Source organism: Acinetobacter sp. AOR41_HL, from assembly GCF_027854645.1.
GTDB classification, from domain to species: domain Bacteria; phylum Pseudomonadota; class Gammaproteobacteria; order Pseudomonadales; family Moraxellaceae; genus Acinetobacter; species Acinetobacter nosocomialis.
In genome coordinates this window covers 101100-125897 of record NZ_JAKTHZ010000003.1, presented here as the reverse complement: position 1 = coordinate 125897, position 24798 = coordinate 101100, and the positions used below count along the sequence as shown (strand labels likewise).

At 40.1% G+C, this 24798-nt stretch carries 27 protein-coding genes and 1 riboswitch; of the genes, 10 read left to right on the top strand and 17 right to left on the bottom strand.

Annotated elements, in window-relative coordinates:
• Positions 1-18: 18 nt before the first annotated feature.
• The gene (locus MKL35_RS00765) at positions 19-1266 is read right to left on the bottom strand and encodes an SfnB family sulfur acquisition oxidoreductase (RefSeq protein ID WP_032009912.1); all 1248 of its coding nucleotides are present in this window, start codon (positions 1264-1266) and stop codon (positions 19-21) included.
• Positions 1267-1523: 257 nt separating this feature from the next.
• On the opposite strand from MKL35_RS00765, the gene MKL35_RS00760 reads away from it, so the two are divergent.
• From MKL35_RS00760 to MKL35_RS00750, 3 genes are all read left to right on the top strand, one after another.
• Entirely contained in the window at positions 1524-2822 is a 1299-nt protein-coding gene (locus tag MKL35_RS00760) for an ABC1 kinase family protein (RefSeq protein WP_004710757.1), read from the top strand.
• Positions 2823-2923: 101 nt separating this feature from the next.
• A complete protein-coding gene (locus MKL35_RS00755) occupies positions 2924-3178 on the top strand; it encodes a type B 50S ribosomal protein L31 (RefSeq protein ID WP_001224256.1) in 255 nt (84 codons plus the stop codon).
• A 253-nt stretch (positions 3179-3431) separates the two neighbouring features.
• On the top strand, positions 3432-3764 hold the full coding sequence (locus MKL35_RS00750; RefSeq protein ID WP_002044903.1) for a HopJ type III effector protein: 333 nt from the start codon (positions 3432-3434) through the stop codon (positions 3762-3764).
• Between the two features lie 132 nt (positions 3765-3896).
• Here MKL35_RS00750 and MKL35_RS00745 read toward each other — a convergent pair whose 3' ends face one another.
• The 5 genes from MKL35_RS00745 to MKL35_RS00725 all read right to left on the bottom strand — a co-directional run bounded on the left by MKL35_RS00745 (position 3897) and on the right by MKL35_RS00725 (position 7129).
• A complete protein-coding gene (locus MKL35_RS00745; protein ID WP_002053279.1) occupies positions 3897-4025 on the bottom strand; it encodes a hypothetical protein in 129 nt (42 codons plus the stop codon).
• Positions 4026-4190: 165 nt separating this feature from the next.
• Positions 4191-4571 carry a fluoride efflux transporter CrcB gene (crcB, locus tag MKL35_RS00740; RefSeq protein ID WP_000291735.1) on the bottom strand — a complete coding sequence of 127 codons (381 nt, stop codon included), beginning with the start codon at positions 4569-4571 and terminating at the stop codon, positions 4191-4193.
• Between the two features lie 124 nt (positions 4572-4695).
• A riboswitch (Fluoride riboswitch) is annotated at positions 4696-4762 on the bottom strand.
• Between the two features lie 45 nt (positions 4763-4807).
• Complete coding sequence (locus tag MKL35_RS00735) at positions 4808-5218, bottom strand: GFA family protein (RefSeq protein WP_017393979.1); 411 nt, start codon at positions 5216-5218, stop codon at positions 4808-4810.
• Positions 5219-5295: 77 nt separating this feature from the next.
• A complete protein-coding gene (locus tag MKL35_RS00730; RefSeq protein WP_032009914.1) occupies positions 5296-6501 on the bottom strand; it encodes a TIGR03862 family flavoprotein in 1206 nt (401 codons plus the stop codon).
• On the bottom strand, positions 6491-7129 hold the full coding sequence (locus MKL35_RS00725; protein ID WP_079377046.1) for an SAM-dependent methyltransferase: 639 nt from the start codon (positions 7127-7129) through the stop codon (positions 6491-6493). The genes MKL35_RS00730 and MKL35_RS00725 overlap by 11 nt, the downstream gene beginning before the upstream one ends.
• An 87-nt stretch (positions 7130-7216) precedes the next feature.
• Between MKL35_RS00725 and MKL35_RS00720 the strand changes: the two genes are divergently transcribed.
• Positions 7217-7411: a DNA gyrase inhibitor YacG gene (locus tag MKL35_RS00720; RefSeq protein ID WP_001138289.1), complete on the top strand. Its 195-nt coding sequence runs from the start codon at positions 7217-7219 to the stop codon at positions 7409-7411.
• Here the strand turns inward: MKL35_RS00720 and MKL35_RS00715 are convergent.
• From MKL35_RS00715 to MKL35_RS00695, 5 genes are all read right to left on the bottom strand, one after another.
• The gene (locus MKL35_RS00715) at positions 7408-8052 is read right to left on the bottom strand and encodes an MBL fold metallo-hydrolase (RefSeq protein WP_006580499.1); all 645 of its coding nucleotides are present in this window, start codon (positions 8050-8052) and stop codon (positions 7408-7410) included. The genes MKL35_RS00720 and MKL35_RS00715 overlap by 4 nt on opposite strands.
• Before the next feature lie 23 nt (positions 8053-8075).
• Positions 8076-9092, bottom strand: coding sequence for a ferrochelatase (gene hemH, locus MKL35_RS00710; RefSeq protein ID WP_004883476.1), 1017 nt, complete (start codon positions 9090-9092; stop codon positions 8076-8078).
• A gap of 73 nt (positions 9093-9165) precedes the next feature.
• A complete protein-coding gene (locus MKL35_RS00705; protein WP_006582254.1) occupies positions 9166-10170 on the bottom strand; it encodes a DUF4062 domain-containing protein in 1005 nt (334 codons plus the stop codon).
• A 120-nt stretch (positions 10171-10290) separates the two neighbouring features.
• Complete coding sequence (gene murI / locus MKL35_RS00700) at positions 10291-11157, bottom strand: glutamate racemase (protein ID WP_000125351.1); 867 nt, start codon at positions 11155-11157, stop codon at positions 10291-10293.
• A gap of 48 nt (positions 11158-11205) precedes the next feature.
• The gene (locus tag MKL35_RS00695) at positions 11206-11817 is read right to left on the bottom strand and encodes a DUF1285 domain-containing protein (protein WP_002053462.1); all 612 of its coding nucleotides are present in this window, start codon (positions 11815-11817) and stop codon (positions 11206-11208) included.
• Positions 11818-12001: 184 nt separating this feature from the next.
• Between MKL35_RS00695 and MKL35_RS00690 the strand changes: the two genes are divergently transcribed.
• Positions 12002-13714: an electron transfer flavoprotein-ubiquinone oxidoreductase gene (locus MKL35_RS00690; RefSeq protein ID WP_002053275.1), complete on the top strand. Its 1713-nt coding sequence runs from the start codon at positions 12002-12004 to the stop codon at positions 13712-13714.
• Between the two features lie 41 nt (positions 13715-13755).
• Here MKL35_RS00690 and MKL35_RS00685 read toward each other — a convergent pair whose 3' ends face one another.
• Both MKL35_RS00685 and tusA read right to left on the bottom strand, forming a co-directional pair.
• Entirely contained in the window at positions 13756-14283 is a 528-nt protein-coding gene (locus tag MKL35_RS00685; protein WP_032009917.1) for a hypothetical protein, read from the bottom strand.
• An 84-nt stretch (positions 14284-14367) separates the two neighbouring features.
• Positions 14368-14625, bottom strand: a complete 258-nt coding sequence (gene tusA / locus MKL35_RS00680) for a sulfurtransferase TusA (protein WP_002053527.1) — start codon at positions 14623-14625, stop codon at positions 14368-14370.
• A gap of 184 nt (positions 14626-14809) precedes the next feature.
• On the opposite strand from tusA, the gene MKL35_RS00675 reads away from it, so the two are divergent.
• On the top strand, positions 14810-15649 hold the full coding sequence (locus tag MKL35_RS00675; RefSeq protein WP_002156911.1) for an HlyC/CorC family transporter: 840 nt from the start codon (positions 14810-14812) through the stop codon (positions 15647-15649).
• Entirely contained in the window at positions 15646-17205 is a 1560-nt protein-coding gene (gene lnt / locus MKL35_RS00670; RefSeq protein ID WP_033846395.1) for an apolipoprotein N-acyltransferase, read from the top strand. The genes MKL35_RS00675 and lnt overlap by 4 nt, the downstream gene beginning before the upstream one ends.
• A 1-nt stretch (position 17206) precedes the next feature.
• On the opposite strand, the gene MKL35_RS00665 is transcribed toward lnt, so the two are convergent.
• Positions 17207-17545: a tRNA-binding protein gene (locus MKL35_RS00665; protein WP_002156976.1), complete on the bottom strand. Its 339-nt coding sequence runs from the start codon at positions 17543-17545 to the stop codon at positions 17207-17209.
• Between the two features lie 240 nt (positions 17546-17785).
• Between MKL35_RS00665 and MKL35_RS00660 the strand changes: the two genes are divergently transcribed.
• Entirely contained in the window at positions 17786-18046 is a 261-nt protein-coding gene (locus MKL35_RS00660) for a DUF2798 domain-containing protein (RefSeq protein WP_081404370.1), read from the top strand.
• A gap of 58 nt (positions 18047-18104) precedes the next feature.
• Here MKL35_RS00660 and MKL35_RS00655 read toward each other — a convergent pair whose 3' ends face one another.
• The 3 genes from MKL35_RS00655 to gspF all read right to left on the bottom strand — a co-directional run bounded on the left by MKL35_RS00655 (position 18105) and on the right by gspF (position 20459).
• Positions 18105-18449, bottom strand: coding sequence for a hypothetical protein (locus MKL35_RS00655; protein WP_006582257.1), 345 nt, complete (start codon positions 18447-18449; stop codon positions 18105-18107).
• Positions 18450-18714: 265 nt separating this feature from the next.
• Complete coding sequence (gene gspG / locus MKL35_RS00650; RefSeq protein ID WP_017393987.1) at positions 18715-19230, bottom strand: type II secretion system major pseudopilin GspG; 516 nt, start codon at positions 19228-19230, stop codon at positions 18715-18717.
• Positions 19231-19253: 23 nt separating this feature from the next.
• Positions 19254-20459, bottom strand: coding sequence for a type II secretion system inner membrane protein GspF (gene gspF, locus MKL35_RS00645; protein ID WP_004699003.1), 1206 nt, complete (start codon positions 20457-20459; stop codon positions 19254-19256).
• Between the two features lie 148 nt (positions 20460-20607).
• Between gspF and MKL35_RS00640 the strand changes: the two genes are divergently transcribed.
• Positions 20608-22836, top strand: a complete 2229-nt coding sequence (locus MKL35_RS00640; RefSeq protein ID WP_006580968.1) for a primosomal protein N' — start codon at positions 20608-20610, stop codon at positions 22834-22836.
• A 75-nt stretch (positions 22837-22911) separates the two neighbouring features.
• The gene (locus tag MKL35_RS00635) at positions 22912-24753 is read left to right on the top strand and encodes a monovalent cation:proton antiporter-2 (CPA2) family protein (RefSeq protein WP_004710778.1); all 1842 of its coding nucleotides are present in this window, start codon (positions 22912-22914) and stop codon (positions 24751-24753) included.
• The last annotated feature ends 45 nt before the right edge of the window (positions 24754-24798 follow it).

Genomic DNA, 24798 nt, shown 5'->3' with positions numbered 1-24798 from the left:
TTTTGTTTTTTCTTCAATTTAACTCCATGCATGACGAGGTGGTTGAACTCCATTGAGGTAGTAGTTACCGACAATGTGATATTTCCAACGCACAGGGTCATGCAAGGTATGGGTACGGGCATTGCGCCAGTGACGGTCAAGGTTGAGTTCAGATAAAGTAGAACGCGTACCCGATAACTCAAAAAGTTTATTGGCAGCCAAAATAGCAATTTCTGTAGTGAGTACTTTTGCCTCGGCAACCAATAGTGTCGCTTGGTTTACATGTTCTTCGGTGGTGTCAGCAATCGCCTGATCAATTGCATCTCCAGCCAAATCCAATACCGCTTCTGCTGCACGCAGTTTGATTTTTAAGTCACCAATATTTGCAATGGTGTAAGGGTCATCACTGGCTTTTTCCAAACCTGAATCAATCCATGCACGGCTGTGATTTTTGACGTATTGAATCGTTTCTTCAATTGCACCACGCGCAATACCTGCATCGACTGCAGCCTGAATAAACTGAGAAATAGCACCTGCTGGTGTTGGGCGTTCAAATGCTTGGTAAATCGGAACTAGATATTCTTCACGTACTGGCACCTGATTCAGCTCTACCGTACCGCTAGCCGTGGTACGTTGTCCAAAACCAGACCAGTCATTAATAATATTGACCCCAGATGTTTCACGTGGCACAAGTGCAGCATAAGGTTGCCCCTGTTCATTTACAGCAACAATTGGAATCCAGTGGGCAAGCAAAGCACCCGTTGCAAAGAATTTTTTGCCATTAATTTCATAGCCATGTTCGGTCTTTTCAAGTTTAGTTGTGAGCTCCGCGACTGTCTTACTGTGTTTTTCCGAAAATGCATTGCCAAAACGAATTCCTCTTAGCACCAAATTAAAGAAGAACTGTTGCTGTTCAGGTTTCGCATCTAGTCTTAAATGTTCAATAAAAGCCAAGTGATTTTGAGGCAACTGAGCAAGAGAAGGATCGACACTTGCAATTGTTTTGATCACTTCTGCTAAAGTTCGATACTTGACTTGTGCGCCACCAAATTGCTTAGGTACTGTAATGGCCCACAGGCCGCTTTGTGAGAACTGCTGAATTTCATTTAAGGGTAAACGGCGTTCTCTATCACGTTCAGATGCCTCTTGTGCAAACTCTTGAGCAAGTTGCTTGGCAATCTCAATTGCCTCCTCATCAGAACGAATAATATGTGCATCTTTCGACTGCTCGAATACAGATAAAGGAACCGCTTGAGAGCGCCCATAGGACGAATTTAGACTGGTCATAACTTTTATTGTCTCTATTTCTTATTTAACATGTCCTTCACCTTAGCACTAAAAAAACAGCGACTTTATAGATATTAAAGCTTTGTTTATGAAATGAATTTTGAAAAGCTTTTCACATTTTTTACTTTAAAAATAACGTTTTGTTTTTCGAAAATTTTCTTACATGCGATAAACAATTTCATATAGGCTTTTTAAGTTTTGTCACCTATGATCAAAACTAGACAATATTATGTTGTAGTCAACGAGGTATCGAAGATATGGCAAAGAATGCAAGTTCACCTGGCAAACGATTTATGAAACTTGCAGGAATGACCGCGAGCATTGCAACAAAAACCGTTTCTAACTCGATTCGAAACCTGACTGCGGATGAAGAACAGAAACTAGCTGCAAAAACTAAATTGTTTCAAGATATCGGTCTACAGATTGCAGACACCTTAGGCGAAATGAAAGGTGCTGTCATGAAAGTTGGGCAAATTGCATCGCAGTATAAAGATATCTTCCCACCAGAAGTTGCTAAAGCAATATCAAAACTACAACGCCAAGCTCCAGCCATGCCTTTTGCAGCAATTCAACAACAAGTTGAACGTGAGCTTGGAAAACCGCTCAACGCTGCCTTTAAATCTTTTGATGAACAGCCTTTTGCTGCTGCCTCGATTGGACAAGTTCACAAAGCAGTTTTGCCAAATGGTGAACAAGTTGTGGTTAAGGTTCAATATCCCGGTGTTGATGAAGCCTGCGAAAGTGACTTAAAACAAGTACGTTTAGCACTACGCTTAATGGGTGTACTTAAGATTGATAAAAAACTGCAAGATCAGCTTTTTGCAGAGATTCAAGATAGTCTATCAGCAGAGCTTAACTATGAAATCGAAGCTCAAAATCTTGAAGTCTTTAAAACTTTTCATAGCAAGTTAGATGACAAAATCATCATACCGACTGTTTATAAAGATTACTCTTCAAGACGTATTTTAACCTTAAGCCTTGAACAAGGTGACAGCATTGAAACTGCTAGTTCTTGGCCTATCGAAATTCGAAATACAATTGGCCGACGTTTAATCCGCGCTTTAGGTCAGGAAATGTTCTTTTTAAAACGTTTTCACTGTGACCCACATCCGGGTAACTTTGCCTTCCGCCAAGATGGCAGTGTCATTATTTATGACTATGGCAGTGTTAAAACACTTTCCAATGAAATTGTTTACAGTTTCAAACGACTGGTGAATGCAGCTCGTCATGAAGATATTGATCTTATTGAAACCGAATTACTTGCCCTGCACTCTTTGACCGAAAAAGGTAAATTCCCGAGCGATCTTTATAAACTCTGGATTGAAGTGTTATTGCGTCCGCTTACCAAAACCTATGATTTTGCAGAGAATTCATCCCATCATGATGGCATGTTACTCGTGAAAAAGTCTTTAAAATATTGGGATGTCTTTAAACCTTCACCAGATACATTAATGGTTAATAGAACCATTTCAGGACACTACTGGAACCTCATTCATTTAAAAGTACATGACAACCTGAATGATTTATTTGAAGAACTTGTTCCGCCTTCTAACTAATTCAATGAACTGATCAATGTAACCTTTCGGAGGTTACATTGACTTATTTATTGTTATGTTATAACATTTCTTTAATCAAAAATAATTTAGGACAATCTCTCATGCGTAAAGATATTCATCCTGCTTATCAACAAGTGTTATTTCATGACACCAATGCAGACGTGTACTTTTTAATTGGTAGTACCATTCAAACTAAACAAACTAAGGAATATCAAGGACAAGTCTATCCTTATGTGACTCTTGATATTTCAAGTGCTTCACATCCGTTCTATACAGGTGAAGTACGTCAAGCAAGTAATGAAGGTCGTGTTGCAAGCTTTAACAAACGCTTTGCTCGCTTCAATCGTAAGAGTTAATCTTACGTTAAGTTTTGACCAATACACTAAAATCATTGGAAGCCTAAGACTCATCTCCTCCACTTAGGCTTCTTTTTTTATGTACATTTTTTCAATGATTTTCTAAGGTGTGTATAAACCAAAACTTATCCACAATTTGGCTAAAAACGCTTCTTATTATTTTCAACAACCCATCATTTTTTATAGCTCTCAAGCTTTCAAAACGTGTATTCAATGCTATGCTTAAGCCCCATTTGATAGGAAGTTTAAGATTATGGCACAAGAGTTACTTGCCCAATTACAAGCAGGCACAGCAAAATTTTCAGATGTTTTAGCTCATATTGAAGCACGTTACCAACATACTCCCACAGCTTTTCAAAATGGCGCACAGCATAACGCTGCAAATGAAAATCAAGGCAGTGCGAAAGTTTTCTCTTTTGCCAAGTTACAAGGTTTAGATCAAGCACAAACTTTAAGTTTATTTGCAGAGCACTATGCATCTGTGTTGGCTACACCAGAGGGAACTGATCATCAAAATATTCGTCAGTTTATGCAAAATGGTTGGGATGGTGTGAAGTTTGAAGGTCAGGCTTTAACTGAAAAGTAATTAAGTATTTGTGAATACATGACGGAGTCTTACCGTTTATTCTCAAATGAAAGTAGCTAATTCTGTTACTTTGGTTTTGCCCAAAGTAACCAAAGGCATTTGTCATCAACAGAACCTGTTTCCCGTTTGCACTTATCCAATATTTTGCAAAAACAATATATAGCTGATTTCAGTCAGGCTGTTGATGACTTTAACGCGTATCAAATCCCAAAATAAATCAGATGTTTTTAATTCATCATTTACTATCGTGACAAGCGGCATGGATGCCGCTGTTTTGCTGTGCTACATGGATGTAGCATCAGCGAAACAAAAGATTTTTGCTTACTTTTGATCTCTCAAAAGTAAGGTATGCCTCTACAAATGGTCTTGGAGAATATCGTAAAACAGAGGCCGTGCAGTATATATCGCTCCTTAAACATCGGAATATCAGTTGCCTGCTACCCAATAATAAGTCGCCAACCCCAAACACGTAAAAATTAAAGACCCAATTAAATGAATAGAAATCGCTAACATCGCCATTCCCCACTTACCACTTTGCAATAAAGTCACAATCTCAATCGAGAACGTTGAAAAGGTGGTTAAAGCTCCACAAAAACCAGTAATCACAAAAAGCTTATAATTCGGGCTCAAATCACTATGAGCAAAATAAGCCATCGCAAAACCAATAATAAAGCCACCGACCAAATTAACAGTAACAGTACCCAGTGGAATTTGCGGATAAATCGGGTTGAGTTTTAAACCTAAAAACCAACGCAACCACGCCCCTAGAACTGAGCCTAAAGCAATTGAAAGTAAAGGATAATACATAGAACCACCCCTTTAGTAAGATGCTAAAAGAGCAAATAAAAATGACGGGAAAAGTGACATGGCGTACTCCAAAAATAAGCAGAGTACGCAATAACCTACGTACCCAGCGATATAAATACATGAGGGTAACGTAGGCATCATTAGCCAATACGGCGGTTTTTCAAGGGAGGAATGCCATCTCCCTGTTTTAAGTATATTAAATCATCTAAAAGTTGATTAAAACATACTTTTTTAAATCATGGACGTTCATCGTATTGCGGTAAATCGTCACAAATGCTTTCCCACTCTGCTTTTGAAGCCGCAAAAATATGCATTGTCGGCTTTTGGTCTAATGGTGTATCTAGTGTCCCAATTCTTAAACGATACATTTCTGGTTGGGCATCACGCGAGCTAATAAGCGGTGAACCACATTCACTACAAAACCAACGGTACACACCGTTCACAGCAAATTTTTTGACGAGGTCTTCACCTTGTGTAATTTTAAAATCTGCACTGTTGACAGGAGCATTCGTTGCAAATGCTGTTCCATTGGCTTTCCGACAGCGTTGGCAGTGGCACTGAATAATATCTCCGATACCGCCTTTAATTTCATAGCGGATACCCTGACATAAACAACTTCCTTGATAAACTGGTGATGTCTGAGACATGTTCTCATAAATCCTATTATTATTGATCGCTCAAAAATAACACTTTTTACATATCAAACATAGCACCAAATTCGCTGTTATTTTTCTAAGAATGAATGCACACCTTCACCAGCTGCTCGGCCCGTAGCAAAACATGCTGTAAGCAAATATCCGCCTGTAGGAGCATCCCAATCCAGCATTTCGCCACAGCAAAAAACACCAGAGGTTTGTTTCAGCTCTAAGCTTTCAGTTAATGCATCTTGCTTGACACCACCAGCACAACTAATTGCTTCTTCAATCGGTCTAAAACCATCTAACTTAATTTGAAGTGCTTTAATTTGCTGAGCCATAACCTCTGGTTGGCTCCATAGCGATTTATCAACCACTTCTCTAATTAAGTTAATTTTGGCCGTGTCTAAGCCTGCTTTACGCCAGATATTAGTAAGCGATTGTTTTTTGCTAGCCTGTAACTTTTTAACTAACCGTGTAAGCTCTACATCAGGCAATAAGTCTAAAAATAGATTTAAGCCTTTTCCTTGTTTTTGTTGTTCTCTTAAAGCTCGTCCAAGTTTATAAATGACACCACTTTCTAAACCGTAGTGAGTAATCACAATATCACCATGAGTAAATTGGTTAGCTTCAACCCACGCATTGATACGCTTTAAAGGTTCCCCAAAACAACTTTCCATAAAAGCTGACCAAGTGTGCAATACCCCTGCGTTACTCGCTTGAAAAGGCTCGATACTGGATTGATCCATCCATTTTTGCCAAGCACCATCACTACCCAATTGAGACCAAGACACCGCCCCACATGCTAATACGACTGCATCGTATTGTTGGGTAAAAGTTTCAGTGCTTTGATTATTTTGGTTTTCTAAAGTCACTGTTGTACCTTGCAAATTAATACAACGATGACGATAAAAGAATTTAACTTGCTGTTCTGCTAAACGTTTTAACCAAGCACGAAGTAAAGGAGCCGCTTTCATTTCAACAGGGAAAATACGACCGGAACTACCTACATACGAGTCTATTCCCAGACTTTTCATCCAGTTCTGAATCCAGACTGCATCCCATTTTTTAACCCACGGTTTGAGCCATTCTGCATGGTCATAACGTTCAATGAACTGGGCTAATGGTTCAGCATGCGAAATATTTAAGCCCGTTTTGCCTGCCATCAAAAACTTACGCGCAGCCGAAGGTTTTTGCTCAAACACATCAATTTCATAAGCATACTGACTCAGTACCTCAGCTGCCATTAAACCAGCCGGACCCGCACCAATAATGGCAATCCGCTTATTCGCCATGTGTTTGCCCTTGCATTGGCGTAAACTCATCAAATCGAGTTTGATAACCTTCCGGCTTGGTCATAATGAGCTGTTGACAAGGCTCGCCACGCTCTAAATATTTAATTTCAAAATGAGTGCGTGCAGAGGTTTGCGCAATTTTTTCTTTTTGGTAAGGCAGCTTCCACACGTTTAATAACTGTTGTTCAGCTTCTTCAATATATTCAGGAATATTACTTGCTAAAGTAATGGTTCCACCTGTTTTCAGGCGTGATAATAAAAACTCAAAAAATGGCATGTTCAACCAGCGTTGTGCTGGATTATGAGGTTCTGGGTTGGGATATAGAATAAAAAAATGTTCAACTTGAGCAGGGTGTAATGCATGTACCACCCACGGCAAAGCATCTGCATGTACAGGTACCAAGTTGTCTCTTGGTTCCAAACCATGCTGCTTTTGCATGGCTAAGAATTTTTCTCTAGTTCGTTCAATTGCATATAACGTGTGCTGAGGATTTTGCCCACTAAATAGCAGAGCATGTTTACCTTTGCCTGCCCCAATTTCTACACAAATTGGAGTATTTTCAATTGGGGTAAAATCACGAGGCGCTTGCATACGTTGTGCTTGAAATTGACGAATCTGCATAATCACATCAAACTAAATAAAAATCGGCACAAGTCTAACAAGTCACCTGACTTTTGCCTAATCTATTTCTCTTCACTTTGAGGATATCGCTTTATGCCACGTACATTCCCCTGCCCACGTTGTGGTGAACCAAGTGTTTGGGAAGGCAATGAATTTCGTCCGTTTTGTTCTGAACGTTGTAAACTCATTGATTTAGGCGCTTGGGCAAACGATGAATATAGACTGCCTACCCAAGATGCTCCTCAGCAAGACAAGGGTAGTCAGCATGAAGATGATTATGAGGATTAACCCGCTTTACCCGCGACAAAAGGGTTAAATTGTTTTTCATAGCCAATGGTACTCATTGGACCATGACCCGAAATAAACTGGGTTTGATCTGGCAAGCTAAAGCATTCACGTTGAATCGACTCAATGAGTTGCTCATGGTTACCACGTGGAAAGTCTGTTCTTCCTATTGAGCCTTTAAACAGGACATCGCCAGTCCAGAGTAAACCATGATTCTTATTATAGAACATGACGTGACCTGGTGTATGTCCTGGTGCAAAACGCACTTCAAACTCATCTTCACCGAGTTTTAGCACTTCACCGCCTTCAAGCCATTGATCAACTTTTACTGGCTGTGGAATTGGAAAACCATAACGTGCTGAAACTTCCTGAATCATATCTAGCCAGAACTGATCTTCTTTATGCGGACCAACAACAGGAACACTCCATTCTTGTGCGAGCTCACCCACCGCCCCTGCGTGATCTAAATGCCCATGAGTGAGCCATAGTGCCTTTACTTTTAAACCTAAAGCTTCTACTTCTTTCTTCAAAACAGCAGCGTCACCGCCTGCATCAATCAAAACTGCTTCTTTTGTTTCACTGTCCCAAACTAAAGAACAATTTTGAGCAAAAGCAGTAACTGGAACAATTTTGACTTGCAGCATAAGAACCTCTGGCTAAAACGCAATTAACGGTGGGCTAAGGTATGGGTAAGGGCATCAAGATTAGCCTGAACTAAACCTGCAAGCAAATCAATATGAGCCTGATCACTATTTAAAGCAGGAATGTAAGCGTAGCTTCCGCCACCTGCCTCTTGAAACAACTCAGCGTTTTGTATAGCGAGCTCTTCAAGTGTTTCTAAACAGTCAGCAGAGAAAGCGGGACTTAAAACCTGAACAGACTTAACGCCTTGCTTCGCCCAATCTTGTAAAAGCTGGTCAGTATAAGGTTTCACCCATTCTTGTTTTCCAAACCGTGATTGGAAACTAATAGCCCATTCATCATCTTTTAAATGCAAAGCTTCAGCGACTAACTTTGCAGTAATACGACAACGATCTGCATAAGGATCTCCTTTATCTGCATAAGGCTGCGGAATACCATGAAAAGACATCAATAGTTTTTCAGGCTTACCATGCTGTGCTTGATAAGCTAAAACACTTTCTGCCAGTGCTTGAATAAACATTGGATGCTGGTAGTAGTCTTTAATAATAGTCAAACCCGGCAAATTTCGCTGAGTAGGAATCCACTTAGCAAATGCGTCGTATAACGGTGCTGTCGATGTGGCAGAATACTGAGGAAATAAAGGCAATAAAATGACATGCTCTTGTGGATGAGCTGCCAACTTTTCTAAAACTGCATCAATACCCGGATTACCATAAGTCATGGCGGGCAACACAGTTAAGTCAAACTGTTTATTTTCACGCTCCAAATAAGCCTGCACACGTTGAGTTTGCTCAAATACAATTTCACGCATGGGCGAATCGGTAGACCATACCGAAGCATAAGCATGCGCTACTCTTTTTGGGCGAAAAGGCAAAACAAACAGATTTAAGATAATCCACCAGATGAATTTTGGTATTTCAATCACACGTGAATCAGATAAAAACTGCTTTAAAAAACGGCGCACCGCTGGGACAGTTGCCTCATCCGGTGTGCCTAAATTCGCTAAAATGACAGTAACTTTCGGTTTTTGTTCAAACGACATGCGCAAATGCCTTTCAGTTCATCTTATGACACTAATGTAACAGTTTTCATGGTCATATCTAAATTGAATTGCTCTAAGCTTTTAATCGAGTCACCCGATGGTTCCATTTATAACTCAGCAAGAGCTTTTGCGCTTTTGTCGTTACCTTCCATAAACTATGCTGCTGATCAATCTTGGTTGGAACAATCCAACCCTGTGATTGCATCTGATTTTTAATACGGAATAGTGCCTTGTGATTAATCTGTGCGCCAGCCACCGCATGTGCTCTTGGCAGCTCCTGACGGGCATCCTCTAGTCCTGCATGATTGAGATATTCATTGAGACAAGTTCCAAAGTTTTCTTCTGGCATGGCTGTCTCAAAATGTTTAGCCAATATACTTAAGAGCTGTGACCAAGTCATTTGTCTCTGACGCTTAAGCTCTCTAAAGTTGCCATCTTGAAAAGCTTGAATCTGATATTCAAACGCAAAAACATCATGTGGAGCCACTTCATTGGTTTGAGTTGATGACTCTACTAACTGTTGCTCTAATTGTGAAATTTTACTTTTTAATCGATTAATTTCATCTTCTAATTGATGTGCTTGGTGTGCAGGTACCCAGCCTTGCCCCACATGCTGTTCAACTATTAGAGGCATATTTAAACGGACCGCTAACTCTAAGTCACGAGGGCTTTTAAAGTAAAATATGTGGTGAGCTTCATGTAATAGTTTTTTTCTAAATGCGAGAAATTTTTCTTTAAGCTGTGGATGAGCCTCTTGTAAATGCATCTCGCGGCTTTCCGGCTGTTCATGCATAAATACAACAATCGGTTTAGCTCGACTTAAAGCGTATTCATACTCTAGAGCAAAGTAACTAGCACCAGAAATAGATTGTTCACCATACTGGCTACCTAGCAACAAAACAACATAATCCGATTCATCAATTTGCCGACGGGCAAGTGTTGTAGTTAAAGGACTTCTATACTCTAAACCCCAAGCAAAAAAACCCATACTGACTAAAGTTTGAGAGAGAACCATACGTTCAGGTTGCATCTCGCGACCTGATGTTGAAATAAAAATCTGATAGCGTGTATCGAGCATAACAATACCCTTATCGCCCCATAATCTTAATATGGCCCAAATAAGCCAAGATTATGAACCGCCCCAAATAAGAAAAATAAATATAAAAAAACGCTTTCTTCTGAATGCCTACAACAGAGCTCAACTCAGATTGTGTAGCGTCCATGTCAATTCTTGTGGAATCATATTCTGTAAAACAGGTTGCAATGCTTCGGCATTATTACCACTTACATAACATTCAATACGTGCAACATTCTGACGTATTTGGTCACATAATAACTCATTTTTTATTAAAATACGGGCTGTTTGTCGGGCAACTGCTAATCCCGAATCAACCAGTGTGAATTGGTTATCAAAAAGATGATGAATTGCTTCATTTAAGAACGGATAATGTGTACAACCGAGTACTAAATAGTCAGCCCCTTGATCGGCTGCAGGCTGTAAAACCTCTTTTAATGCATTTAAACAAACAGGACTCATTTGCTGTCCTGCTTCTACACAAGGAACAAGCTCCAGATTGGTTAAAGTCATGACTTTAACACCCGCTGGAACAGCAAATTTTTCCACAACATCTTTAATGAGTTGCCCACGAAAAGTAGCAGGCGTTGCCAACACTGCAACTACTTTAGAACGGGTTTGTAATACGGCAGGTTTTAATGCCGGTACTAAACCAACAATGGGAAAGTGCTCGCCATAATGTTCACGTAAATGGTCAAGACTAAATGCTGAGGCAGTATTACATGCCACGACTGCAATTTTACAACCTTGGCGGTATAACCAGTCGACAGCGCGAGCGGTAAGCTCTCTAATTTCTTCATCAGAACGAGGGCCATAAGGAACATAGGCTGTATCGGCATAATACACAATATGTTCGTTTGGCAAATATCTGGCAATTTCTGCTGCAACTGACATACCTCCAATACCTGAATCAAAAATACCAATTGGGGCATCTGCCGATGCTTTAGGCATAGATTCTAATTCGGTAAATAAAGGCTGTATGGCTGTCATGGCAGTACTAGAGAGTGTCAGAAAATTTCACTCTATAAAGCTTAAACCTCAAGTGCCTAATTGCAAGTGCAAATTACCACTTTTTAACTGCAAAATGGTTTCGCCTTTATCATTTTCGACCAATGTTCCATAGTTCACGAGATGATAGAAAGCCTGACGTTGAATAAGCGCATTAATACCAAATCGGACATGCACGTATGGGCGTAATTCTCCTGCATATTCGCGCATAAAAATCGGGTGTTCTGCATCAACTAAAATCACATCTTGATTGGTGGTAGTCAGTTGCAAAAACTGATCACCTGAAATTTCAACCTGATCGACCTGATTGACCAATAAAGGTTCATCTTCAACTTCGATTTCAATTTGTTCTACAGGGGTTTTCAGGTAGAATTTACCCTCTTCTTTCCATAGGACTTTGGTAAACAAATCCAATAGGGCTTGGCGCTTGATTAATTGACCTTCGTGCCACCATTCTCCATTGGCTTTAACCGTTAAATCCATTTTACCGCAATGCTTTGGATGCCATTGCTCTAAAGGTGGGATTGACCTTTTGTGACTTTGCTGTACACCTTTTAAGTATTGTGCAATGTTCATTAAGTTTTTATCATCAGATAACGGTATTTTTCCCATATCCGATGGGGAATTATTTTGATTTACCATAGTTTATGCCTTGCTGACGAGAAAATATGACGACTCAGCCAATTGGCTAGATCATGGTTTAAAACTATACTAGCCAAAACGATAAAAGGCACAATAGCATATTTGCGCCTATGGATTAAAACTCACGGCAGCACCGGATGATCTGACATTACGGTTGCCACCTTTAAGTATTGAGGAGTCCTACATGGAACACATCGAACGCGAATCGATGGAGTTTGACGTTGTCATCGTAGGTGCAGGACCTGCAGGTCTATCTGCTGCGATTAAGATCCGTCAATTAGCGATTGAGAATAACTTACCCGATCTTTCAGTTTGTGTAGTTGAAAAAGGCTCTGAAGTAGGTGCGCATATCTTATCTGGTGCTGTACTTGAACCGCGTGCTATTAATGAACTTTTCCCAAACTGGAAAGAAGAAGGTGCGCCTCTTAACGTGCCTGTAACTGAAGACAAAACTTTCTTCTTGCTTTCAGAAACTACGTCTAAAGAAGCACCTCACTGGATGGTTCCAAAAACCATGCACAATGACGGTAACTATGTTATCTCGCTAGGTAACGTTGTTCGCTGGTTAGGTCAAAAAGCTGAAGAATTAGAAGTTTCTATTTTCCCTGGTTTTGCTGCATCTGAAGTGCTTTACCATGAAGACGGTACTGTAAAAGGTATTCAAACTGGCGACATGGGTATTGGTAAAGATGGCGAACCAACGCATAACTTTACTCCGGGTTATGAGCTTCACGCTAAATACACCCTCTTTGCTGAAGGTTGCCGTGGTCACTTAGGTAAACGCCTAATTGCAAAATATAATCTTGATAAAGATGCTGACCCTCAGCACTACGGTATCGGGATTAAAGAACTTTGGGAAATTGACCCAGCAAAACATAAGCCGGGCTTAGTGATGCACGGTGCAGGTTGGCCATTATCTGAAACTGGTTCGTCTGGTGGTTGGTGGTTATATCATGCTGAAAACAACCAAGTGACTTTGGGTATGATTGTGGACTTGTCTTATGAAAATCCACACATGTATCCATTTATGGAAATGCAGCGCTGGAAAACTCACCCACTTATTAAACAGTATTTAGAAGGTGGTAAGCGTATTTCTTACGGCGCACGTGCTGTAGTGAAAGGCGGTTTCAACTCATTGCCTAAATTGACTTTCCCAGGTGGTTGCTTAATTGGTGATGATGCAGGCTTCTTAAACTTTGCAAAAATCAAAGGCTCACACACTGCCATGAAATCAGGCATGTTATGTGGTGAAGCTGTATTTGAAGCGATTGCTGCTGGTGTAGAAAAAGGCGGTGACCTTGCGATTGCTCGTGTTACTGAAGGTGAAGATTTATTCGTTAAAGAATTAACTTCATACACTGACAAATTTAACAACAGCTGGTTAAAAGAAGAGCTTTATAACTCTCGTAACTTTGGCCCAGCAATGCATAAATTTGGTCAATGGATTGGTGGTGCATTTAACTTTATCGACCAGAACGTCTTTAAAGTTCCATTCACTTTGCATGATTTGAAACAAGACTTCGCTGCATTGAAAACTGTTGATGCAACGAGCTTTAAGCCAAACTATCCAAAACCAGATGGCAAGCTTACATTTGATCGTTTGTCTTCGGTGTTTATCTCAAACACTGTACATGAAGAAAATCAGCCAGCTCACTTGAAGCTTACTGATCCTTCAATTCCAGTGAATGTGAACTTACCAAAATGGGATGAGCCTGCTCAGCGCTACTGCCCTGCTGGTGTTTATGAAATCATGGAAAATGATGATGGTTCTAAACGCTTCCAGATTAACGCAGCAAACTGTGTTCACTGTAAGACTTGTGATATTAAAGACCCATCTCAAAACATTACATGGGTAACGCCTGAAGGCGGCGGTGGTCCGAATTACCCGAACATGTAATTCCTTAAAAAAACTCCCCTCAAATGAGGGGAGTTTTTTTATTAGAATATCTTCGATTTTTTACTAAATACCATAACTGTTGGCCCAATGGCTGTATGTGCAGCACCATAGTCCTGATGAATCTCAATTCGGTAATCATCACATTGATAAATATATTTATTGTTCTTTTGCACCCAGCCTTTTTGGGGCACCTTAAAATTTTTGAGAATTCTACTTTTAAAAAGATCTAAATCCGTCTCATAACTTGCCATAGGGCCATCAAGAAAACTTAAACTAAATGAAGTAATCACTTCACTATCCAGATCGTAAGCAATATGATCAATCCAAGTCACGCCTGTTTTTTTGATCTGGGCATCAACCCCATCGGCAAACTCTAAATGGTAACTATCTCCTCCTAACACCACTTGCCTTACTGAAGGGTGAAGCTTTTGAAACTCACGAATATTTTGCCCAACCTTTAAACCTGCGACATTCATAGTTTGTATAGGAATTTCACAGGTTTTTGCATATGCGATTGAATTAAATAAGGCACAAATAGCAAGCCCTAAGCATAGATGAGAACTTTTCATCTTTACGTCCTGAAATGAAGTGTATTCAGTGTTTTAGTTTTTATTAGATTCAAGAACATGGAGCTAAAGCTTTAGATATTTGCTTTAACCCTTTTTCACCAGATAATGAAATTCTTTATGACCATTTTCATCTAAGCGTTCTTCTTGTAAAAGCAACTCGTGACCTAAATGCATACAAAATTTAGGAATATCCCACGAAGTCGAATTGTCTGTTGCGAAGACCTCAACCACATCTCCAGACTTAGATTTACGAATGGCTTGATGTAACATCATGACAGGTTCCGGACAACGTAAACCACGCGTATTGAGTTGTACAGTAGGTGAAATAGGTTGTTCTGACATAACAAACTCGAACAAATAGAATTTTCACATTTTAGCATAAACCGATCACTGACTTATGAACTGTAACTGGTGTTTACATAACAATATGTGTTTTGTCTTTTACTTTGTTTTATAGATGCATAAGGGCCTTTTCTTCGGTATGATCAATGTATTCATTTGATACATTGAGTCTTTAGGAAAGATCATGCAAGAGGAACCGAGTCCGTCGTGGGGAATGCGAGGCTTACGAAAGTGGTTAGGTACAGCGCCCGAAACCCGAGATGAATTATTAAAACTAGTCCAAAATTCACGTCGTTTTTTAGAACCTGATACTGTTGCCATGCTTGAAGGTGTTCTTGACCTTCCTGCTACAAAAATTCGTGAAGTTATGACGCCACGAACAGCAATGATCAGTATGCAAGAAGATGATCAGTTACTTGATATTCTTCACGTATTGGTTGAGTCTGCTCACTCACGTTTTCCAGTTTTCTCAGCTGACCAACCCGATAACGTCGTCGGTATTTTATTGGCAAAAGATTTACTGCCATTTTTGACTGAACCGAATACCAAATTAGATATTGGCTCGCTTATGCGCCAGCCATTATTTGTGCCTGAAAGCGCACGTTCAGATCAAGTTCTTCGTATGCTTAAACATACCCAAACCCATATCGCAATTGTCATTGATGAATATGGCTCTACGGCTGGTCTTGTTACGCTTGAAGATATTCTTGAAGAGATCGTTGGTGAAATTGAAGACGAACATGATACTGCTGATGAAGATGCACAGTACATTGTTCCAGATAACGACCATACTGTAGCGAATGCATGGATGGTGCAGGCACTTACACCAATTGAACACTTCAACACTGTTTTAGATGCTGATTTTTCTGACGATGAAGTAGAAACTGTCGGCGGTTTATTGCTTCAAGAAATTGGTCTAGTCAGTGATTTACAAGGTCAGACAGTTGAACTTGGAAAATGGTTATTTACGATTGTTGAAGCAGATGCCCGCACTATTCATCTGATTCGAGCTGTACGTCAATGAGAGCATACTTTGAAAAGCTGTTAGATTCTTCGCAACAACAAAAACAGCTTCCTTTAATTTTTCCATTGCTCATTGCTTTATTTTCAGGTGCCTTGTTCAGTTTTGCACTGGCACCTTATTATTGGTGGTGGCTGGCAATTTTGTCTCCTGCCCTACTCTATGCGACATTGCATAAACGCTCAGCTAAACAAGCATTTGCGATTGGCTGGAGTTATGGTTTTGGTTTATGGTTTGTAGGGGCTTTCTGGCTCTATACATCTATCCATGTATATGGCGATACCAATGCCTTTTTAAGCGTATGTATGATTGCTGTTATGGCTCTTGTGATGGGGTTATTTACAGCATTTCAAACTTGGGTTTATCGACGCTTCTTCCCTGAAACACCGCTGACTTTCGCCCCTCTCTGGATTGTTTTTGAGTGGGCTAAAACTTGGGTGTTTACAGGTTTCCCATGGCTATTTGTAGGGTACGCTTTTACCGAACGTTTACTTGATGGCTATGCACCGCTATTTGGTATTTATGCAATTTCTTTCGTGGCAATTGTACTAGCATGTGCTTTAGTTGAAGTTCTGCGTAAGCGTATTTTCTGGGTTATTCCTTCTGCCCTATTAGTTTTAGGTGCATGGGGAGCATCATATATTCAGTTTGTACAACCTAAAGCGGCTAAACCACTGAGCGTTTCGCTTATTCAAGGTAACATTCCACAAGATTTAAAATGGCTAACCGAGTATCAAGTTAGAACATTAGAAATTTATGCAGGTTTAACTCAATCTGAATGGGGCCGTGACCTCATTGTATGGCCTGAGTCTTCAATTCCACTCTTCCAAACCGACATTGAACCGTTTTTGGATGCCATGGATGCACAAGCGAAAAAGAACCATACTGCTTGGGTAACCGGTATTCCTTATTGGGATGTTGCAAAATCACATCAAGTCGGCAGTCCTCTGTATTACAACAGTATTATGGCGTCTGGCAGCGATTCAAGCGGCCTTTATAAAAAGCAGCGTCTTGTGCCGTTTGGTGAATATATTCCGCTTTCAGGTTTACTCTCTTGGGTATTACCAGCCATGCAAAATGATATTAGCATGAGCGGATTTACACGTGGTGAGAGCAACCAGAAACCACTCTTAATTAAAGGGCATGCGCTTGCTGCTGCAATTTGTTATGAAGTGGCATATCCAAACCTGACACGACGTAATGCAGAAGATAGCGACTTCTTGGTGACTGTATCTAATGATGCTTGGTTTACAGGTACTGCTGGCCCATGGCAACATTTACAAATGGTACAAATGCGCGCGAAAGAAAATGGTCGCTGGTTTATTCGTGCAACCAACACAGGTGTAACAGCATTTATTGATCAAAATGGTCATATCACTGAACAAGCACCGATTGATAAAGAGTTTGTCTTGAGAGGTGATTTACCGGCTATGCAAGGCCAAACTCTCTATAACCGTTTAGGTGATTATCCAATTTTAGGATTTGCAGTATTACTGTTGGTTTTAGGTTGGATCTATCGTCCACGTAAAGTTGATGTGTCTTATAAATCACGTCGCTAAGTTATAATAGCTTTGTACCCAGAGGAACTTCAAACTCTGGGATACAAAGTGCTACATCCCCATCTGCGTTATGAAACCCTGTCACTAAGCATTCTGACTGAATAGGCCCTATTTGCTTTTTAGGGAAATTCACGACCGCAACCACTAATTTATCAATCAAGTCCTGCGGTTGATAAAGTTTAGTAATCTGGGCACTCGATTTACGTACACCCAATTCTTCACCAAAATCTACATGCAGAATATAAGCAGGTTTACGCGCCTTTTCAAAAACCTCAGCTTGAATAATTTTACCTACACGAAGCTCTACTTTTAAAAAATCATTCCACTCGATTTGTTCCATTTACTTTTCTCATATTCTTAAATATCTGATTTGAAGCATATAATATGTACAAATAAAGAAACACCCTCTTTTTATTTTCAGCTCTCAAAATTCATGTTAAATTAAATCTGCTGATTCAAAAGCCGTAAACGTTTACGTCAATCAACGTGCCAACATACCTCCAACAATGCTTGGAGCTATTTATTCAAAATATTTTTATATTTTGAATGGCACGGGCGTTTGTTGGTTTACGGAGTTAGAATGAAAAATTCAAAATCTTTATCTAGTTTTAGAAAACTTCCAAATCGCTATACCTCTATCGTTTTACCCTTTCTTTTATCGATCATTATGACTTTTGTGGTTTCAATGATTAGTACATTACGAAGTTTGGGATTAGAAGAATTTTCCCTATATATATGGATGTCGGCATGGGCAATTTCTTGGATAATCGCTTTTCCAACATTACTTTTAGTCTTACCGATCGTCCGTAAAATCACGACACTATTGGTACAGCCTGCTTAAAAAAAAGACGTAGATTTAATATCTACGTCTTTTTCAAAAATGAAGTTAGCTATCAGTATTAAAAAGCGCTAGATAACTGCAAAGATAAATAAGCAACTAGACTTGATAAAAAAACCATTGGTACATAGCGATAAGCTTTAAAAACTAATTGCTCATATTTAGATGATATTTGTTTCGCTTGCCATATGCTTGCTTTTAATGCAGTGAAAAAGCTCACCATTAACCATGCACTGACAATACTTAATGCGAAGAAACCAATCATGATTTGGCTGCTACCTTCTGTACTCAGCCATAGTTTTAATGAAACTTCAGAAATTGGTAATAATGCTAAAATCAATAGGACAGACTTAAGCATCGCCCAATGAAACTGATTCAGTTCATCAAGTACGAGAAATGCTTTCATTTAATCTCTCCCATAGTTTTATAAAGTGGTTTTTATTTATTATGCAAAGCTTTTATTTAAATATATAGCTTATTTTCTCTCATATTTTAACTTTCTTGTAACTATTAAATATGGGAATAATTCTTATTTTAAATCTCAAAATTAGATATTAACTTTTTTACCTTATTTTCAATTAGTTATTATATTTTTGTGATTAAGAAAGATTATCAATTCGGATTATCGTTTTATCATATCAACCGAATCGATAATCTCTCTTATATTTTAATTAAGGTTGGTAGTAAATATCGGCATCGTTGCCCTCACCACCTTCTTTACCGTCTGCACCAAATGAATATAAGTCAAAAGGATGACCGTCTTTTCCTGGAATGACATATTGAATATCATTTTTCCAACTGTCTTTAGGATAACCACCTTTCACATAACCACCTGGCATCCAGTTTTTTGCTGTAGCAGGTTGATTAATAAGTGCATCTAGTCCGCCTTCTTGCATAGTTGGGAAATGTCCGTTATCGAGCTTGTACTGATCTAAAGCACCCGCTACCCCCTTCAACGTAATTTGAGTGGTATCGATTTTAGCTTTTTCACTACGACCCATGACGTTCGGCACAATTAAAGCCGCCAACACACCTAAAATAACAATCACGACCATGACTTCAATAAGGGTAAAGCCTGAGGCACGTTTCATTCGAGCACCGCTCGAACGTGCCGAAAGTCTGAAAGCTACGCTTGAGGTTTTTTGAGCATCCTTAACGTGCTCTTTTTGTTTCATGACCATCTTCATCATTATCTCTAATATCAAAGTTATTAAATCATATTGTTCATATTTACGATTGGCAGCATAACCGCAATTACAATAACCAACACAATGCTTGCCATTAATACCAGCATAAGCGGTTCAAGTAATGCCAATAAGGTTGAAATAAATGTCGTCACCTCACGGTCTTGCATAGTTGATGCACGTTCCAGCATACGGTCAAGCTCACCTGATGCCTCACCACTTCGAATCATTTGTACCATCATTGGTGGGAAATAACCACTGCGCTCCAATTGCGTACCCAAGTTACCACCTTCGGTAACACGCTCAGCAGCATGGGCAATAGAGTCACGGATGACCCAGTTATTGGTCACAGCAGCACCAATTTTTAGAGCATCCACCAACGGCACACCCGAACGAGTCAAAATAGATAAAGTACTGGCAAAGCGTGCAGCATTAATACCACGAGACAGTTTACCGAATAATGGCAATTTGAGTGTTAAGCGATCAAAAGCATAATGACCAGCCGTTGTTTTTAAAAACCGTACAAACGCAACAACGCCTATAACAGCAAAAAGGATGATAAAAACCCACGCATGGCGAATAAAATCACTCGCTTTCATTAAAGCGACTGTAATCCATGGTAAGGCATCTTTGCTTTGATCGAAGGTTTTTACAATCTCTGGAACCACATAGGTCATTAATCCCATCACAATACCAAATGACATCAGCATTAAAATGATCGGGTAAATCATGGCACCTTGAACTTTCTTTTGCATGGCAAAACGGTTCTCAGTGTAGTCTGATAGCTGATCTAAAATAAGATCTAAGTGTCCTGAACGCTCACCTGCCGCAACCGTTGCAATATAAAGGTCAGGAAAACGACCTGACTGTTGCATGCCTTGCGCAAGTGAGTGCCCTTCTAATACTCTTGAACGAACCGAGAGTAAAAGATTTTGCACATGTGCTTTTTCACTTTGTCTGCTCACGGCGCGTAAAGCTTCTTCTAGAGGAATTGCAGCAGCAACCAAAACGGAGAGTTGTCTGGTCATCAGTGCTAAATCATAAGCACTAAACTTTTTCTGGAATAACCCGTGGCTTTGATGCTTATCTTTTTGCTCAACAGGGTCAACGCTAATCGGAGTCCATGCTTTATCGCGTAATTGTTGGCGAATCTGACGTGCTGAGTCTCCTTCAAGCACCCCCTTTTGCTGCTTCCCTGAAGCATCAATAGCAGTAAATTGATATGCAGGCATGGTAATGTTCTAATTTTCCAAAAATAATAGTCGCTGCTGTTGCATCTATGCTACGCAATCATTCATATTCATTCTATAGCCTGTGTAGAATACCCAAGTCCTCTTCACGACGCTATGCCGTTTTTTAAAATTGACGAAATGAGCCTCTATGACCATAACGCCAAAGCCTGATTCAGTTGTTTATCGTGTGCGTGTTGCCGTACCTGTGCATCTGTACGACACTTTTGACTATACACTCACCAAAGCACAATATGAACGGGCTCAAGTAGGTTCACGCGTCGCAATTTCATTTGGACGGCAAAACCTGATTGGTATCATTACTGAAAAAGTTGACCCACAAGAATCATTTACAGGTAACTTTCAGCTTAAAGCCATTTCTGAACTTTTAGATGATGAGCCTATTTTAGATGAACAAGTTTTAAATTTATTGACATGGTCAGCACAATATTACCAATTTCCGATTGGTGAGGTCATGCAAACTGCTTTACCTGCGTTATTACGTCAGGGTAAACCGATGGATGTTTTATTTCATCTATGGAAAATCATTCCATGTGACAATGTTGAAGCTCTGCTAAAACGCTCAATCAAACAACAAGACGCTTATCAAATTTTAAAATTACACCCTGCTGGAACTACAGAAAATATTCTTAATTTGAGTGGTGTAGAAACTGCGACACTTAAAGCACTTCAAAAGAAAGGTCTCGTAGACTGTACGCTTGAGCCTCATGACTTTAGCCCAGCACCCGTACAATTGGCGCAAATGCCACTCACGCTAAATGATGACCAAAAGAAAGCCACTCAGCACGTCATTAATACACAGCATCAATATCAAGCGTTTTTGTTAGATGGTTTAACGGGAAGTGGTAAAACTGAAGTTTACCTGCACATCATGCATGAAGTGCTAAAGCAAGGTAAGCAAGTATTGGTGTTAGTTCCTGAAATTGGTTTGACCCCTCAAACCATTTCGCGCTTTAAGTCTCGTTTTAACTGCGACATTGCTTTATTACATTCGGGCTTAAATGACTCTAAACGCTTACAAGCATGGCAACAGGCACAGACTGGAAAAGCCTCTATTATTTTAGGGACGCGTTCAGCCATTTATACACCACTGCCACGTTTGGGCCTTATCATTTTAGATGAAGAACACGACCTGTCTTATAAACAGCAAGAAGGCTTCCGTTACCATGCCCGTGATGTCGCGCTTTATCGAGGACATTTACAAGGCTGTCCTGTTCTTTTAGGTTCGGCAACCCCAAGCATTGATAGCTATCACTTAGTCGAAACTGGCAAGTTAACTGCACTTCAGCTGAACCAACGTGCAGGCCATGCACTTTTACCAAAAATGCATTTGATTGATCTTAAAATTGTCAAAAAACAACATGGTATTAGTCAGCCTTTAATCGAACAGATTAAAAATACCTTAGCAAGAAAAGAACAGGTTTTAATTTTTTTAAACCGACGTGGTTATGCACCTGTTCTGGTCTGTGAAAGTTGTGGTTGGCAAGCGAATTGTCCGCATTGTGATGCGCATTTTACGTTGCACACTCAGCCCTACTCTTACTTACATTGCCACCACTGCGGCACAGTTCATCGCTTGCCAGATCACTGCCCTGAATGTCAGCAAAAGAGCCTCAAAACTTTAGGTGCCGGAACAGCCAAGGTTGAAGAGCATTTACAAGAATTATTTCCAGATCATGATGTGATTCGGGTCGATCGTGACAGCACCAGCCGAGTCGGTAGCTGGCAAAAAATTTATGATCGCATTCAGCAAAATAAACCTTCGATTTTGCTTGGTACGCAAATGTTGGCAAAAGGTCACCATTTTCCGCATGTGACCTTGGTTGCTATTTTAGACATCGATGCAGGTTTATTGAGTGTCGATATTCGAGCACCAGAGCGTACTGCTCAATTGATTGTACAAGTGGCTGGTCGTGCAGGTCGTGGAGAACATAAAGGCCATGTTTATTTACAGACTTTAAGGCCAGATCACCCTTTATTAACCACGCTTATTGAAAAAGATTATCGGGCAGTCGCGAAACAAACATTGGCTGAACGTAAAGTTGCATTACTGCCGCCTTATCGCTATGCCGTACTTATACGCGCTGAATCGAAAGATCGCGATTATACCTTGCATTTTTTAAATGAAGCTGCCGAGCAACTTCGCCAAATTGCAGGTGATATTGTTGATATCTGGGGGCCAATTCCAGCACCAATGGAACGTAAAGCGGGACGTTACCGCGCACATATGGTGATTTTGTCTGCTGACCGCGCTCGTCTGCATTTTTATTTAAGACAATGGTGGGCTCAGTTGGTTCATGCACCAAGACAGCATCAACTCCGACTCTCTATTGATGTTGACCCGCAAGAATTTAGTTAGATGATTTGAATATCATGGTGTGAAGAAACCTTTTTGGCTTTACACTTAAAAAGATCAATACATTCGGGGTAATGAATGTCATTCCTACTGCAAGCAACTATTTTTCTTGGAGCTTCTCTGATTTTAGTCCCTTTGGGTAAACGCTTGGGGATTGCAACAGTTTTAGGTTATTTATTTACGGGCATACTTCTTGGCCCAAGTGTTTTAAATATTGCCCATGACCCTGAAGCCATTATGGAATTGGCTGAGTTTGGGGTCATCTTACTTATGTTCCTGATTGGCTTAGAGTTACGTCCACAGCGCTTATGGGAAATGCGTGACTCTATTTTCGTGATGGGAAGTTTGCAAGTGGTGATTACGGGCATAATTCTCATGCTCACCATATTCCTGCTATTTCAACAACACCTCGCTGCGAGCTTTGTGATTGGTTTTGCGCTTGCGCTATCTTCTACGGCTTTTGTATTACAGCTTCTGTCTGAAAAACAACAGCTCAATACGACTTATGGCCAGCAATCATTTTCAATTTTACTGTTCCAAGATATTGCAGCAATACCTTTACTAGCAGTCATTCCCCTCTTGGCAGGAACCGAATCTACCCATCATGGTATTGCTTATTTTGCTGCCATCATCGCAACATTTAGTGGACTATTCCTATTTAGTCGTTATGTGATGCGTCCATTTTTTCGTTTTGTCGCAAAAAGTGGTGCGACCGAACTGATTACGGCTGTAGGGTTATTTATTATTCTTGCTGTTGTGCTACTTATGGACACTTTAGGAATTAGCACGACACTAGGCGCTTTTCTCACTGGGGTACTTTTAGCCGACTCAGAATTTCGTCATGAACTTGAAGCAAGTATTGCTCCGTTTAAAGGGCTATTACTTGGTTTGTTCTTTATGACTGTGGGCATGACCACACAACTGTCTTTATTTATTGAAATGCCTTGGCTCATTATTGGCGGAGCGATTGGCTTACTGGTTATAAAAACCCTCGTGTTGACCGCTATTGCCCGCTATAAAAAATATAGTTGGAACAATAGCCTGCTGCTTGGAACATGTTTAGCGCAAGGTGGTGAATTTGCATTTGTCATTTTAAGCCTTGCTAAAAGTGAAAAAGTTTTAACTGATGCTTTATTAGAACCTGTTACCCTGATTGTGACATTGTCGATGGTCCTTACCCCAGTGATTTACTGGATTATGGCAACTAAAATCATTCCTTTGTTTAATAAAGAACGCCCACCTGAATATGATGAAATTCCGCAACAAGATAATCCAATTATCATTGCTGGGTTTGGTCGCTTTGGACAAATTATTGCGCGTATTGCCCGCTTGCAGCACTTAGGTTTTACTGCCATCGACAACAACCTTCACCAAGTGGACTTTGTGCGTCGATACGGCGGTAAACTCTACTATGGAGATGTCACCCAACCTGACTTACTTCGCTCGGCAGGCATAGAAAAAGCCCAAGTATTTATTCTCGCAATAGACGATGTCGAAGACTCTATGAACGTTGCACGGCATTTAAGATTGAACTATCCACACATAAAGTTACTAGCACGTGCACGTGACAGACACCATGTACATCTATTAAGAGACTTAGGTGTTGAACATATTTGGCGTGAAACCTATTTATCATCATTAGGTATGGCTTATCGCGCTTTACGCGAACTTGGTATTTCCGATGAACAAGCCTATAACAATATCGAAATCTTTCGAGATTATGATGAGAAATTACTCATTCAGCAGCAAAGCATTTATACCGATGAACAAAAGGTTTTTGAAACTCATCGTAATGCGCTGGCTGAACTTGAACATCTCTTTGAAAGCGATGCACAGCAAGCCACATCAAGACATGACGTGAATTTAAAGCGTCATTTACAACCAAATCGTATCGACATTACACGAGATCACGAAGAATAACTTGAGATTTCGCAAAATGGCTATATTAAGGACTTATTCACATTG